The sequence below is a fragment of the Pseudoalteromonas sp. SR43-5 genome, assembly GCF_014163835.1.
Lineage (GTDB): Bacteria > Pseudomonadota > Gammaproteobacteria > Enterobacterales > Alteromonadaceae > Pseudoalteromonas > Pseudoalteromonas distincta.
In genome coordinates this window covers 144,554-159,696 of sequence record NZ_JACJEA010000004.1, presented here as the reverse complement: position 1 = coordinate 159,696, position 15,143 = coordinate 144,554, and the positions used below count along the sequence as shown (strand labels likewise).

Annotated in this window: 14 protein-coding genes; 8 read left to right on the top strand and 6 right to left on the bottom strand. The window is 39.9% G+C overall.

The window, feature by feature from the left end:
* The 4 genes from H5090_RS04000 to H5090_RS03985 are packed head-to-tail and all read left to right on the top strand — an operon-like array spanning position 1 to position 2,995.
* Positions 1-621: a flavin prenyltransferase UbiX gene (locus tag H5090_RS04000; RefSeq protein ID WP_002961027.1), complete on the top strand. Its 621-nt coding sequence runs from the start codon at positions 1-3 to the stop codon at positions 619-621.
* The gene (locus H5090_RS03995) at positions 621-1,550 is read left to right on the top strand and encodes an ABC transporter ATP-binding protein (RefSeq protein WP_024595485.1); all 930 of its coding nucleotides are present in this window, start codon (positions 621-623) and stop codon (positions 1,548-1,550) included. The genes H5090_RS04000 and H5090_RS03995 overlap by 1 nt, the downstream gene beginning before the upstream one ends.
* Complete coding sequence (locus tag H5090_RS03990) at positions 1,551-2,318, top strand: ABC transporter permease (RefSeq protein WP_002961025.1); 768 nt, start codon at positions 1,551-1,553, stop codon at positions 2,316-2,318.
* On the top strand, positions 2,318-2,995 hold the full coding sequence (locus tag H5090_RS03985; RefSeq protein ID WP_024603594.1) for a tRNA (guanosine(46)-N(7))-methyltransferase TrmB: 678 nt from the start codon (positions 2,318-2,320) through the stop codon (positions 2,993-2,995). Before H5090_RS03990 ends, H5090_RS03985 begins: the two co-directional genes overlap by 1 nt.
* 266 nt (positions 2,996-3,261) lie before the next feature.
* On the opposite strand, the gene H5090_RS03980 is transcribed toward H5090_RS03985, so the two are convergent.
* On the bottom strand, positions 3,262-5,142 hold the full coding sequence (locus H5090_RS03980) for a GGDEF domain-containing protein (RefSeq protein ID WP_033020723.1): 1,881 nt from the start codon (positions 5,140-5,142) through the stop codon (positions 3,262-3,264).
* Positions 5,143-5,672: 530 nt separating this feature from the next.
* Here H5090_RS03980 and panP point away from each other — a divergent pair.
* A complete protein-coding gene (gene panP / locus H5090_RS03975) occupies positions 5,673-7,298 on the top strand; it encodes a pyridoxal-dependent aspartate 1-decarboxylase PanP (protein ID WP_002958981.1) in 1,626 nt (541 codons plus the stop codon).
* A 52-nt stretch (positions 7,299-7,350) separates the two neighbouring features.
* Here the strand turns inward: panP and serA are convergent, their stop codons facing one another.
* From serA to metK, 5 genes are all read right to left on the bottom strand, one after another.
* Entirely contained in the window at positions 7,351-8,580 is a 1,230-nt protein-coding gene (serA, locus tag H5090_RS03970; RefSeq protein WP_024595232.1) for a phosphoglycerate dehydrogenase, read from the bottom strand.
* A 9-nt stretch (positions 8,581-8,589) separates the two neighbouring features.
* Positions 8,590-9,243 (bottom strand): ribose-5-phosphate isomerase RpiA, encoded by a 654-nt coding sequence (gene rpiA / locus H5090_RS03965; RefSeq protein ID WP_002958979.1) that lies wholly within the window; start codon positions 9,241-9,243, stop codon positions 8,590-8,592.
* Between the two features lie 53 nt (positions 9,244-9,296).
* Complete coding sequence (locus H5090_RS03960) at positions 9,297-9,893, bottom strand: 5-formyltetrahydrofolate cyclo-ligase (protein ID WP_039486700.1); 597 nt, start codon at positions 9,891-9,893, stop codon at positions 9,297-9,299.
* Between the two features lie 18 nt (positions 9,894-9,911).
* Positions 9,912-10,460, bottom strand: a complete 549-nt coding sequence (locus H5090_RS03955) for a hypothetical protein (protein ID WP_182695082.1) — start codon at positions 10,458-10,460, stop codon at positions 9,912-9,914.
* Between the two features lie 175 nt (positions 10,461-10,635).
* Positions 10,636-11,787: a methionine adenosyltransferase gene (gene metK, locus H5090_RS03950; protein ID WP_002958976.1), complete on the bottom strand. Its 1,152-nt coding sequence runs from the start codon at positions 11,785-11,787 to the stop codon at positions 10,636-10,638.
* A 304-nt stretch (positions 11,788-12,091) separates the two neighbouring features.
* Here metK and tkt point away from each other — a divergent pair, with 304 nt between their 5' ends.
* The 3 genes from tkt (at position 12,092) to hpf (ending at position 15,116) form a co-directional block, all read left to right on the top strand.
* Entirely contained in the window at positions 12,092-14,083 is a 1,992-nt protein-coding gene (gene tkt / locus H5090_RS03945; RefSeq protein ID WP_138489545.1) for a transketolase, read from the top strand.
* A 184-nt stretch (positions 14,084-14,267) separates the two neighbouring features.
* Entirely contained in the window at positions 14,268-14,582 is a 315-nt protein-coding gene (locus H5090_RS03940; protein WP_002958974.1) for a pyrimidine/purine nucleoside phosphorylase, read from the top strand.
* A 177-nt stretch (positions 14,583-14,759) separates the two neighbouring features.
* Entirely contained in the window at positions 14,760-15,116 is a 357-nt protein-coding gene (hpf, locus tag H5090_RS03935; RefSeq protein ID WP_007376058.1) for a ribosome hibernation-promoting factor, HPF/YfiA family, read from the top strand.
* Positions 15,117-15,143 lie beyond the last annotated feature (27 nt).

The following is a 15,143-nucleotide window of genomic DNA, read 5'->3' as shown; positions in this document are numbered from 1 at the left end:
GTGCAATTTAAAGATAGAATTACGCTCGCTTTTAGTGGTGCATCGGGTGCGCCTTATGGGCTTAGGTTACTTGAAGTATTACTAGAGCAGCAATTTCAGGTCTACGTTCTCATTTCAAGTGCAGCACGCGTGGTGCTTGATACAGAATCAAATATTAAGCTCTCTGGTAATGAAGATAAAGCCACAGAGCAGTTAAGTACGCTGTTTAATGCCAAACCTGAACAGCTAAAAGTATACGGTAAAGATAACTGGTTTAGCCCTGTGGCTTCGGGCTCTGCTGCTCCTAAAAAAATGGTAGTATGCCCATGTAGTGCCGGATCGGTTTCTGCAATTGCAGTGGGGGCGTCTGATAATTTATTAGAGCGCGCCGCTGATGTGGTAATTAAAGAACGCGGACAGCTCATTTTAGTGCCTCGCGAAACACCATTTAACGAAATTCATTTAGAAAACATGCTTAAGTTATCTCGTTTAGGGGTAACAATTATGCCAGCCGCACCTGGTTTTTATCATAAGCCACAAAGTATCGAAGACTTAGTTGATTTTATGGTGGCGAGAATTTTAGATCATTTAAACATTGAGCATAACCTAACAAAACGTTGGGGTTATGGTGAGGGTAAGTAATGAATAAGCAAAATATTGCTTTAAATATAGAAGGCCTTACCAAGGTTTATAAAAATGGTGTTGAGGCTATTAAAGGCGTTGATTTACAAGTTGAAGAGGGCGATTTTTTCGCTTTGCTTGGTCCAAATGGAGCTGGTAAATCAACTACTATTGGTGTTATTTCGTCACTTGTTAATAAAACAAAAGGCAAAGTAGAAGTATTTGGCTGTGATATTGATACTGATTTAGAAGCTGCAAAAGCGCATTTAGGCTTAGTGCCGCAAGAATTTAATTTTAGTCAGTTTGAAACGCTTAGCCAAATACTGGTTAACCAAGCCGGTTATTATGGTGTGCCACGTGGTGAAGCCCATAAACGTGCTGATAAATACCTAGCACAGCTGGGTTTATTAGAGAAAAAAGACAAGCAAGCTCGTACGCTTTCAGGCGGAATGAAACGCCGTTTAATGATTGCACGCGCCCTTATGCACGAGCCAAAATTACTTATACTTGATGAGCCAACAGCGGGTGTAGACATAGAGCTTCGTCGTTCAATGTGGGATTTTTTACGCCAAATAAATGAGCAAGGCGTTACTATTATTTTGACCACACACTACCTTGAAGAAGCTGAGTTACTGTGTAAAAACATAGCGATTATTGATTCTGGTCGAATTGTTGAAAACACCACCATTAAAGCACTGCTTGCAAAACTTGATAAAGAAACCTTTATTTTAGATTTAAAAATGCCAGCAAACCCTGTCACGCTTGAAGGTTATAAGTTCACGATGACGGACGATCATACTGTTGAAGTAGAAGTCGCTAAATCACAGGGCTTAAATGCGGTATTTAGCGCATTAACAACCCAAGGAAATACAGTATTGAGTATGCGAAATAAAGCAAACAGACTAGAAGAGTTATTTGTAGGATTATTAGAGCAAGGGCGGGGCGAATAAATGTTTAAATATGGCGTAGCCTTAAAGAGTTTATGGATTAAAGAGTGTATTCGTTTTTTACGTATCTGGGTGCAAACCTTAGTGCCGCCAGCAATTACGATGAGCTTATATTTTGTTATTTTTGGTAACTTAATTGGTTCACGTATTGGTGATATGGGCGGCTTTAGTTATATGGAGTTTATTGTACCTGGCCTTATAATGATGTCGGTTATTACTAATTCCTATTCCAACGTAGCCTCTAGTTTTTATTCAACAAAATTTCAAAAAAGCATTGAAGAGCTTTTAGTTGCACCTGTGCCTAATTACATCATTGTACTGGGTTATATGGGCGGCGGTATGACGCGCGGTATTATGGTGGGCTTTATAGTTACTTGTGTATCGTTGTTATTTGTTGATATTCAAATTCATAATATTTTTGTAATTATGGCGACCGTTATTTTAACCTCAGCTGTGTTTGCTTTAGGTGGTTTAATTAATGCAATTTACGCAAATAGCTTTGACGATATAAGCATTATTCCCACCTTTATACTAACGCCATTAACTTACTTAGGCGGTGTATTTTATTCAATAACGTTATTGCCAGAATTTTGGCAAAACGTATCGCAAATAAATCCTATTATTTACATGGTAAATGCATTTCGCTATGGCTTTTTAGGTGTGTCGGATGTTGATTTAAGTGTAGCGCTAGGTGTTATTTTGGTGTTTATTACGGTGTTATTTACTTTAGCGCTAACTTTAATTAAAAAAGGTGTGGGGCTAAGACACTAATGAGTGATGCAAATTCACGTAGTATTGTATCTAATCAAGCGGGTATTCACGAAAAGCTTGATGAAATAGTAAATAAGCACTTAGATGCTGAATTTAAAAAGCCAATAGCAGCGCATACGCAAACTGCATTTGACGAGGTTAATGCTAAAGTACAAGCCTTTAGTGGCCCGCTTATTTTGGACTCGTGTTGTGGCGTGGGTGAAAGCTCAGCTAACTTAGCTAAGCGCCACCCTGATGCACTTATAGTTGGAATTGATAAATCTTCGCACCGATTAGATAAGCATGATGTTGAATATAAGCAAACCGACAGTGGTCAGTACATCTTAGTGCAAGCAGATTTAAATGACTTTTGGCGTTTAGCGGTAGCCGCCAATTGGCAACCTACGCACCATTATTTGTTGTATCCAAACCCGTGGCCTAAATCTAAGCATATTCGTAGGCGCTGGCATGGCGCAGCTATTTTTCCATTTATCGTTAAGTTAGGTGGAAAATTAGAAGTGCGCAGCAATTGGGATATTTACGTTAAGGAGTTTGCTCGGGCGCTTGAATTAACAGGCAACCCTTGCGATGTAACACTTTATGAGTCAGACGATGCAATTACGCCTTTTGAGCGTAAATACTGGGCCAGTGGCCAGCAAAGCCACCGACTCGTTATAAACTTACCTAGGGCGTGTTGACCTTTCGTGATTGATTTTGCAGCAGCATGTTTGGTTTTTAGGCAAGGCGGAGCCTATGTAGTGTGGTTATTCCCCATAAATAGGCGATAACGCAGCATAAAGACCAAACATGTGCTGCCCTTTGGGTTCTTTCTAGGGACGATTAACTCTTTGTTGCTCAGTTTTTACTTAGTCCACTAGGTTACAAACCTCGCGCCGCGATTTAATCGCCCCTAGATTGAACAAATTTCAATCCACAAAGATCAACACGCCCTGGTTAAAGTAAGTCAAAGTGCTAATTCTTCTGTAACCGTATTAACATGTGGCACTGGGTGGGCAAAATAATTGCCTTGCATTAGTGTCACATTCGCCTTTTTAAGTGCGGTTACTATGGTTGTATTTTCTACCGATTCTGCCATTAATTGTAAACCAAGTTGATTAGCAAAGCTGGCTATATGCTCAATAAACAAGTAGATATCTTTGTCATTCACTATTTGCTTTATTAGTGCGCCATCTAATTTAATACCATCTACTTCAAGCTTAAGTACGTTTGATATATTTGAATAACCACTACCAAAGTCATCAATAATAACCTTAACGCCTTTCGTTTTAACCATGCCAATAAATGCTTTTACTTCAGAGAAGTTGGCAATAGCTTGGGTTTCTAAAAGCTCTAATGTGATATTACCAGGATGCGGGTAGCGCTTAAGTTCGTCCGCAATAAACTCACTTAAATTAGGGTCGAGCATATCTTGTGCTGTTATATTTAAACTCCAGCAAATATCGGTTTTTCTAAAGCGACTAACACATTGTGAAAATATAGTACGGGTAAGTATTCCGTCCATTCTTGAGCGGGTAACAACATTTAAAAATGCATCAGGTTTTAATACTTCCCCTTGCGCTGTTACCATTCGAGCTAAACATTCGTATTGAACGACCTTATTGGTATTTGTGTCAATAATGGGTTGAAAGTAAGGCACTATACGATTGTTATCAAACGCTTCTCGCACTTCTTTAGCCATTTCTACATTGTATTGATATTGCGTTTTTACATCGTGTAGCGCTTTTGAGTAGTTAACTACACTATGCCTGCCTTGTTTAGCTTGCAGCGCTGCTATATGAGCGTTTTCAAGTAGTAGCGATTTATTACCACTGGCAATGCCTGCACATAGGGTTATGTAGATAAAAGGGTCAGTTAACACCGGTGTATTAAAGTTATATGTTTTTACGAGGTCGGTAAATTCGTCATTACTCATTTCCTTAGGCGCGAGTAATACTATTTTATTTGTTGCTAGTCTGTATATATGGCAATGCGTAGAGCTTCTAAGTTTAAAGTGAATAAGTAAGTTTTTCATTACCTTGTCACCCACTTCCGTGCCGTAAAAACTGTTTATATCTTCTATTTCATTAACCCAAATAACGGCTAATTGCATGTGATGTGCATTACTTTTTTTAATAAAATACTCAAGTGCAATATGATTTGAAAAACCAGTACTTGAGTCAGTTGCTAAAGACCGTTTTAGTAAATAAATATATATGGCGGCAACGAGTATCGCGATAAAAAAGAAGAAGCTAGCCATTGCAGCAGCTTTTGATACGCTTTCTTTAAGTTTCTCGTTTAAGTCATAAATAGTGATATCGGCACCCGTTAAATAGGTATTGCCGTTGATTGGGTCAACGTAAGGAATAAAAATTGTTTTAAAGTGGCCCCACTGATCGCTCGATATTTCAAATACTGGCTCTGTTGAATAAAAAGCACTTATATTTGCATCGGTAGCTTCAGGGTAGAGATCTAAAAATTGAGTTACCTTGCCATTATTCTGATCGTCTTGCGTGTAGCTTGATGAGCTAAAAAGCACCTTACCGTCTTTTAAAATCATTGAATAGACATAAGCAATATCAAGTGCTTGAGCAAACTCAGAGAGTTGTTTACTTTTATCTTGATAGTAAGAAAAACTTATATTATCGCCTTGATTAACCGCACTTAAATAATCGTCACCTAAAATATGTTTAACGCTGGTGGCGGCATTAAGTAAGCGATTATCAACCGACTGCATTATTTCAGCACGCGTGGTTTGGTAAGTGTAGTAAACGTAGGTTAGCAAGCTTATTAAAAACAAGCTAAAGCCTGCCACTATCCAACTAACTTTGACTCTTCCTTCTGGCATATGTGTCCCTTTTTTGTTATCAAATTTATTATACCCAAAATAAGTAAATGCCCAATAAATAATTAGGTTTGGTAGAGTTTTAATTAGGGTCTGTTTATCTTTGCGGATTATAATTTGCTCAAACTAGGGGCGATTTAATCGCGGCGCGAGATTTGTAACCTAGTGGTCTAAGTAAAAACCGAGCAACAAAGAGTAAATAGACCCTAGGCAGAACCCTTTGGGCAGCGCCTGTTTGGCATTAATGCTACGTTATCGCCTATTTATGGGGAATAACCACACTACATAGGCGCTGCTTTGCCTAAATACCAAACAGGCTGCTGCAAATTTAACCTTGAAAGATAAATAGACCCTAAATTATCATTTTTTTGTCATCGCTTTGATTGCTTTTATAGGTTTAAACGAGACATTTTAGTTATATTGCAGTAAAGTTAGCGCAATTTTTAAAGAAACACGATTGCTCCAAATGTCCTAATAAGTAGGCGTTTTTGATGGGTAAGCGCGTGTTTTAGCTACACACACTAGGTATTAAGATGGATCAAAAGCGTTGTGCCGTCGCCTCTAAAGAAAGCCTTAAGCGTATATTTACTGTACCTGAAGCGCCAGACTCAACTTTAAGCAAAATCGAGCTTGAAATTTCGAGTAATTTAGCAGGTTTTCTAAACGAAAATATAGCGGCAATTGAAAAACCATTACATGAAATAGAAAAAGATTTTCAATCGGCAGTGATCCCAGAAGATCCAACGTTTGTCTCTGCTTATGCCCAAGACATAATGGAGCAGCTTGTTGCACATTCTGTGCATACAGCTGCGCCTAGTTTTATTGGTCACATGACCTCTGCCTTGCCGCACTTTTTATTGCCGCTGTCAAAATTGATGGTAGGGCTAAATCAAAATCTAGTAAAAATAGAAACATCTAAAGCGTTTACGCCTCTTGAGCGTCAAGTGCTTGGGATGATGCATCATTTAGCTTATGGGCAAGAAGACTCATTTTATTCTAAATGGATGCACAGTGCTAAAACCTCATTAGGTGCATTTTGCTCTGGTGGTACGGTTGCTAATATTACTGCGCTTTGGATTGCGCGAAACCGCTTATTAAAACCTGATGGCGATTTTAGAGGCATTGGTGCACAAGGCTTAATTGCTGGTATGCTGCATTACGGTTATAAAGGTTTAGCGGTATTAATATCAGAACGCGGGCATTACTCGTTAGGTAAATCGGTTGATTTACTCGGCATTGGTCGCGATAACTTAATTGGTATTAAAACCTGTGAAAATAATAAAGTCGATGTAACAGCTATGCGCGAAAAAGCACGTGAGCTTGAAGCGCAAGGTATTAAAGTAATGGCGATTATTGGGGTCGCGGGGACAACCGAAACCGGTAATATTGACCCACTTGATGAAATGGCCGACTTAGCACAAGACATTAACTGCCATTTTCATGTAGATGCAGCATGGGGGGGAGCGACCCTTTTATCGAGTACGCACCGTCCTTTACTAAAAGGGATTGAGCGAGCAGATTCAATTACCATCGATGCACATAAACAAATGTATGTACCAATGGGAGCGGGTTTGGTTTTATTTAAAGACCCCGCTGCAACTGATGCAATAGAACATCACGCTGAGTATATATTACGTAAAGGTTCAAAAGACTTAGGTAGCCACACGCTTGAAGGCAGCCGACCTGGTATGGCAATGTTAGTACATGCTTGCTTACGTGTTATTGGTCGTAAAGGTTACGAAATGCTGATTGATCGAAGCATCAAAAAAGCACATTACTTTGCTGATTTAATTAAGGCTGATGAAGACTTTGAGCTTATTTCGGAGCCTGAGTTGTGCTTATTAACGTATCGTTATGTACCTAAGCAAATTAAACAAGCAATAGCCGATGCAGATGCTGCAACTCGGTTAGATATTTTTGCTTCACTGAACCGTTTTACTGCCAGTATGCAAAAGCGTCAACGCGAGTCTGGTCGCTCATTTGTATCACGTACACGCTTAACGCCTTCTAAATACGACAATCAACCAACGGTTGTATTTAGAGTGGTTCTTGCTAACCCGCTTACCTCAGGCGCTATTTTAAAAGAGATATTAGCTGAGCAAAAAGAGTTGGCTGCAACAGATCCGGTATTCAAAAAATACTTGAGAAAGTATATGTAATCTAAATACAAAAAAGGGTCCATAAGGACCCTTTTTTAATATCAAAGAATGGTTAATGTAAAATACGTGCTCTAATTGTACCCTCAACAGCGCTCAGTTCTTTAAGTGCTACTTCAGATTGATCTGTATCAACATCAATAACTACATAACCAATAGATGCGTCTGTTTGTAGGTATTGCGCAGCAATATTAATACCGTGCTGTGCAAACGCTTGGTTAATTTGCGTTAGTACACCTGGGCGGTTGTGGTGTACGTGTAATAAACGGCTACGATTAGCAAGCTCAGGTAGCGATACTTCAGGGAAGTTAACCGCAGTAATAGTTGAGCCATTATCTGAATATTTAGCCAATTTACCCGCTACTTCAATACCAATGTTTTCTTGCGCTTCTTGTGTAGAACCACCAATGTGCGGCGTTAAAATAACATTGTCGAATTGGCGCAGTGGCGATACAAATTCTTCATCGTTAGATTTTGGCTCAGTAGGGAACACATCGATTGCTGCACCACTTAGTTTTTTCTCTGTAAGCGCTTCTGCAAGAGCATCAATATCAACAACAGTTCCGCGTGATGCATTGATCAAAATAGACCCCTGCTTCATAACAGCAAGTTCTGCTGTACCAATAAGGTTTTTAGTTTGCGGTGTTTCTGGTACATGTAAGCTAATAATATCAGAGCGTTGTAACAGCTGAGTAAGGTTATGAACTTGTGTTGCATTGCCCAGTGATAACTTATCTTCGATATCGTAAAACTCCACGTTCATACCGATATTTTCAGCCATAATACCTAGCTGAGTACCAATGTGACCGTAGCCAATAATACCTAATGTTTTACCACGTGCTTCAAACGAACCATTTGCTGTTTTTAACCAGCCACCACGATGAGCCGCTGCATTACGCTCTGGAATACCACGTAATAAAAGTAGAATTTCGCCAAGTACAAGTTCAGCAACTGAACGAGTATTAGAAAATGGAGCGTTAAATACAGCAATACCACGTTCGCGTGCTGCATCTAAATCAACTTGGTTTGTACCAATACAAAAACAACCAATAGCAACTAGCTTTTCAGCTGAGTCTAATACAGCTTGGTTAATATGAGTACGAGAACGAAGTCCTACAAAGTGAACATCTTTAATGCGCTCTTTAAGCTCGTCCTCAGGTAAGGATGTTTTAACGTAGTCGATATTGCTGTAACCGTTACGTTTTAGCGTTTCAACAGCGCTTTGGTGAACACCTTCAAGCAAGAGAATTTTAATTTTGTCTTTTGCTAACGATACCTTACTCATAACCTCATCCTATTTAATTTGTGGCCCATTTTTGGTACCGATAATCACTTTATCAGCACCTCGCATCGCAAATAGGCCGTTGGTAACTACGCCAACAATTGAATTGATTTGTGTTTCAAGTTGTTTGGCATTGGTAATTTTTAAGTTAAATACATCTAATATAACGTTACCATTATCGGTAACTACGCCTTGGCGATAAACAGGGTCACCACCAAGTTTTAATAATTCTCGTGCAACGTAGCTGCGCGCCATTGGAATAACTTCTACCGGAAGCGGGAAGTCACCCAATGTATCTACCAGCTTTGTGTCATCAACAATACACACAAACTGTTTTGCAACTGCTGCTACTATTTTTTCACGTGTTAGCGCTGCGCCGCCGCCTTTAATCATTTCGTTTTGAGCGTTTATTTCGTCAGCGCCGTCAACGTATACATCTAAAGCATCAACGTTATTAAGTTCAAACACTTCAATACCTAACGCTTCCAAACGTGCAGTTGACGCTTCTGAGCTTGATACAGCGCCTACAATAGTGTCCTTTACTGAGCCAAGGGCATCAATAAAGTGATTAACAGTAGAGCCTGTACCGACACCTACAATGGTGTTTTCTTTTACAAACTCGAGTGCTGCCCAGGCAGCTGCTTTTTTTAATTCGTCTTGTGTCATTGCTTTGTGCTCATGTATGTCAGAAATATGCGGCTAGTAACCAAAATTAAATGTTACCAACAGTATGTTTTATCTGGGGTGATAATGGTTTCAAGTGGTACGTCCCATGACTCGATTGGTAGAGCATCAACTTTTTGGCATTCATGTGCAAGGCCAATTAGTTGTGGTTTTTGCCAATTTTGTTCGTGTAAACGCGCCAATGTCCGGTCGTAAAACCCACCTCCCATTCCTAGGCGATTACCTTGTTTATCAAATGCCACTAATGGCATAAGGAGGTAATCAAGCGCTGGTAATGGGCATATTTGAGAGCAGTTCAGCTTAGGCTCCAAGATACCATAGCGATTTGCCCTCATGGGTGAGTTTTTCTCATAGCGCTGAAATAGTAAATTAGCGCCATTGAATGGGTGTATTATAGGTAGATAAACAACGTGGTTTAAGTTCCATAATTCTTTAATTAACAATGAAGTGTCTAGTTCTCCGTCGTTACTTAAATAAATGGCAATATGCTTTGAATTCGTTGTATTTTCGCTTTTTAAGTGTTGAATAAAATTCATTTTTAGCGATTGCGCAGCAATTATTTGCTGATTATTTGACAAGTTTTTACGGGTGTTACGAATTTCAGCTCTTATTTGTGCGCGTTTATTGCTCATTAAACTAATTAGCCATTTTTAAAAAGAGAATAAATCGGGAAAAATCAAAAAAACAGCCAGTACGACTAGCAAGATGGTGGCAGTTGCAATCAATGAATATAAAAGTAAGTTACTGCGTTTTTTAGGAGTCGCTAAATCCTCATCTAGCATTAGGTCGTCATCTTGCCATTCGTCTACACTTTCGTCTGGTGTATTTAATTGAGCTTCAGGAAGGCGTTGCTCTAGCTCATCTAGCTTTTCTTCAAGGCGTATTAAGCTGCTAGTGATGTAATCAAGTGCATCAAAAATACGTTCATCACGTTGGTTGTTATTTGCAGCTGCGGGGGAGCTATTTTGAATCGCATTTGAAACAGCTTGCAGCTTACTTTTAATACCTAGGCTTGCTAATAACTTAGTCTGTTTTAACGCTTTGTCTTTATCGCTTGGCGCAAACAGCGGCTTACCTTTAAAAAAAAGAGCTACTTTTTCATCTGACGTTTTTAATTTTGCAGCTAAGTTTGCGCACGCTGTTTTTATGTCAACGTTATCGGCAAGTCCTGCAAATATAACGCGAAAGTTATCGGCCATTTAACTATCCCTAAAGCTTTTATAATGAAATGAGTATATACCTAAAGTACAAAAGAATTCGAGGTTGATTTTATAGTTATTTTGTAGACGTACTACAAACAATGTAACTGATAAGTTTTAGATACAAAAACGGCCCTATTAAGGGCCGTTTTTAATTTACTTCAACACTTTTAGCTTAAAGGCCAGCAGCTGCACGAAGTGCATCAGCTTTATCTGTACGTTCCCAAGGGAATTCGTCACGACCAAAGTGGCCGTAAGCCGCTGTAGGAAGGTAGATAGGGCGCTCTAAATCAAGCATTTGAATTAAGCCGTAAGGGCGCAGGTCAAAGTGTTCACGAATAAGCTCGATTAAACGGCTTTCTTCTAACTTGCTTGTACCAAACGTTTCAACGCTGATAGATGTAGGCTCTGCAACACCGATTGCGTAAGAAACTTGTAATTCACATTTATCAGCAAGGCCAGCCGCAACTACGTTTTTAGCAACGTAACGTGCAGCGTATGCAGCTGAGCGGTCAACTTTTGATGGATCTTTACCAGAGAAAGCACCACCACCGTGACGAGCCATACCACCGTATGTATCAACGATGATTTTACGACCTGTTAAACCGCAATCGCCCATTGGTCCGCCAATTACAAAGCGACCCGTTGGGTTAATGAAAAATTTAGTCGCGCTTGTAATAAGCTCTGCAGGAAGTACCGGCTTGATGATAGTCTCCATCACCGCTTCTACTAAATCTTTTTGCGAAATGTCTTCGCTGTGCTGAGTAGATAGTACTACTGCATCAATACCTACTGGCTTACCATTTTCGTATGCAAAAGTAACTTGAGATTTTGCATCTGGACGTAACCAGTTAAGCTCGCCGCTTTTACGTACTTGCGCTTGGCGCTGTACTAAACGGTGTGAGTAAGTAATTGGCGCAGGCATTAGTACTTCTGTTTCGTTACATGCGTAACCAAACATAAGACCTTGGTCGCCAGCACCTTGTTCTTCTGGGCTAGTACGGTCAACACCTTGGTTAATGTCAGGAGACTGTTTACCAATAGTGTTTAAAATTGCACATGAATCTGCATCGAAACCCATGTCTGAATGCGTGTAGCCAATTTCACGTACTGTTTTACGTGTAATTTCTTCAATATCAACCCATGCGCTAGTAGTGATTTCACCACCAACCATAACCATACCTGTTTTTACGTAAGTTTCGCACGCAACACGGGCATGAGAGTCTTGCTCTAGGATAGCATCAAGTACCGCATCAGAGATTTGATCGGCGATTTTATCCGGATGACCTTCAGAAACTGATTCAGAAGTAAATAAATGTTTTGCCATTGTATTTCTGCTCACAAATATTGCGCTTCACAAACGTCGGTATTAGCGCTAAAAAATTAAGGGGCGTATTTTATCGAAAACAAAACACCTTGCATAGTGTTTTTACGCCTAGACGTCTAAATAAAATTACTAATAACTTTTTGGTCTTAAAAAATATTCATAATGCCTCACTTTTATAGGGTTTTTAATTGCACACAGCCCCCACAATAAGTAAGAATGGTCGATATAAACAAACCCAAGTTACTTGGGTGCATAAACAAACACATAAATACCCGCGCAAATACACATAAAGGTAGGAGAATTCATGCCATCTCGCAAAGAACTTGCAAATGCTATTCGCGTCTTGTCAATGGACGCAGTACAAAAGGCCAAATCTGGTCACCCTGGAGCCCCTATGGGCATGGCTGATATCGCAGAAGTATTATGGCGCGATTATCTAAAACACAACCCAACAAATCCAGAGTGGGCTGACCGTGACAGATTTATTCTTTCAAACGGCCACGGTTCAATGCTTATCTATTCTCTATTGCATCTAAGTGGTTACGACTTACCACTGGACGAAATTAAAAACTTCCGTCAAATGCATTCTAAAACACCAGGTCACCCTGAATATGGCTATGCACCAGGAATCGAAACTACTACGGGTCCATTAGGTCAAGGGATCACAAATGCCGTAGGTATGGCAATTGCTGAAAAAGCGCTAGCTGCACAGTTTAACCGCGAAGGTCACGATATTGTTGATCACTTTACCTATGCATTTATGGGCGATGGCTGCCTTATGGAAGGTATTTCTCATGAAGCTGGTTCACTTGCAGGCACATTAGGTCTGGGTAAACTTGTTGCATTTTGGGATGACAACGGCATTTCAATCGATGGTGAAGTAGAAGGTTGGTTTACAGATGACACGCCAGCTCGCTTTAAAGCATACGGTTGGCATGTAATTAGTGGTGTTGATGGCCACGACAGCGATGCTATAAGTGCTGCAATTGCAGAAGCTAAAAGTGTTACCGATAAACCATCACTAATTTGTTGTAAAACAATTATTGGTTACGGCTCACCTAATAAATCTGGTAGCCACGATTGTCACGGTGCACCACTAGGTGATGACGAAATTAAAGCGTCTCGCGAATTCTTAGGTTGGACTGGCGATGCGTTCGAAATTCCTGATGATATTTACGCACAATGGGATAGCAAAGAAAAAGGTCAACAGCTTGAATCAAGCTGGGACGAAAAATTTGCAGCATACGCAAAAGCATACCCAGAGCTTGCAGCTGAATATAAGCGTCGTATTAATAACGAACTGCCTGGCGATTGGGCTGAAAAATCTCAAGCGTACATTGAGCAATTACAAGCAAACCCTGCAAACCCAGCGTCTCGTAAAGCATCGCAAAATGCATTAAACGCATTTGGTCCGTTATTACCAGAATTTATGGGTGGCTCAGCCGATTTAGCAGGCTCAAACTTAACAATTTGGGATGGCTCTAAAGGTTTAACACACGACGATGCAAGCGGTAACTACATTTACTACGGTGTACGTGAGTTTGGTATGTCGGCAATTATGAATGGTATTGCCCTTCATAAAGGCTTTATTCCTTACGGTGCTACGTTCTTAATGTTTGTTGAATATGCAAAAAATGCCGTACGTATGGCTGCATTAATGAAGCAACCAAGCATTTTTGTATACACGCACGATTCAATCGGTTTAGGTGAAGATGGTCCAACTCACCAACCAGTAGAGCAAATTGCAAGCATGCGTTTAACGCCTAACTTATACAACTGGCGCCCATGTGACCAAGTTGAGTCGGCAATTGCATGGCAACAAGCTATTGAGCGTAAAGACGGTCCTACATCGTTAATCTTTACTCGCCAAGGTCTTGAGCAACAAGCGCGTGACGCACAGCAATTAAGCGATGTTAAAAAGGGTGGTTACATCCTTAGCTGTGACGGCAACCCTGAGATTATTTTCATTGCAACGGGTTCTGAAGTGCAACTAGCACAAGATTCAGCAACTGAGCTACGCAGCCAAGGTAAAAAGGTACGTGTTGTATCTATGCCATGTACTGATGCCTTTGAAGATCAAAGCGCAGAGTACAAAGAAAGCGTATTACCGGCATCTGTTACACGCCGCGTAGCAGTAGAAGCAGGTATTGCTGACTACTGGTACAAGTACGTAGGTCTAAATGGCGCAGTAGTAGGTATGACTACCTTTGGTGAGTCGGCACCTGCTGGTGAGCTGTTTGAGCACTTTGGCTTTACAGTGGCAAACATTGTAAGTAAAGCAAACGAGCTTTTTTAATCGCTTTGATTAAATAAAGTAAGTAATTGAAAAACCCGCACATGTTGCGGGTTTTTTTATGCCCTTACATGAAGCAACTTCACCTTGAACAATGCTGCTTTCCTTGCAAGAAAGTAAGCTATCAGGCAAGGTAGTGCGATAAAATTTATAAATAAAAATCTTAAATTAATAGCAGGAGCTAAAAATGCCAAAGTTCGATAACGTAAGTGTAGTAAAAAAAGCCAATGTATATTTTGACGGAAAAGTGTCAAGCCGTACCGTTATTTTAGGTGATGGCGAAGCGAAAACTTTAGGCTTTATGCAACCTGGTGAGTTTGTTTTTGATACAAACCAAAAAGAATGCATGGAGCTTTTAGCTGGCCAATGGGATATTTTATTACCAGGGGCAAGTGAGTGGAAAACATTTAACGCAGGTGAATCGTTTAATGTTGATGCAAATGTAAGCTTTAAAGTAAAAGTATCTGATTTTGCTGACTACTGTTGTTCGTACACAGATTAATCAATACAGCTAGACGTCTGAAAGCCCATGCACTATGGGCTTTGCATAAACTTTGCACAACGCATGATTTAAATCACCAAAAACCGCAAATAAACCTCAAATATCTCTCTTTTTTCCTTGTGTTAATCTAAATAGCCCCCAATACTATTTATGAGGTAACAAATAAAAGGATACCCTATGAAAATTAATCTTTCTGGTCACCATGTTGAAGTTACTGACTCTATTAGAGAGCACATCAACGAAAAATTTTCAAAAATCGAGAGCCACTTTCCATCGCTTATTGCACTCGATATTATTTTGTCTAAAGAGCATCATAAAATCCAAGCTGAAATTAGCACTAATTACGAAGGCACGCGCATATCGGTAAAAGGGGAAAACGAAGTTATGTACCCAGCCATTGCAAGCGCAGCTAAAAAACTCGATGCGGCACTAAAACATCGAAAAGGGCAGATAAAAGCAAACTTACACGAAAAGCCTGTTAGCACTACACCTGAAATCGCACACGAGATCATCCAAGAGATGGATCTTAAATAAAATTTAGTCACAAAGTATTGTAAAAAA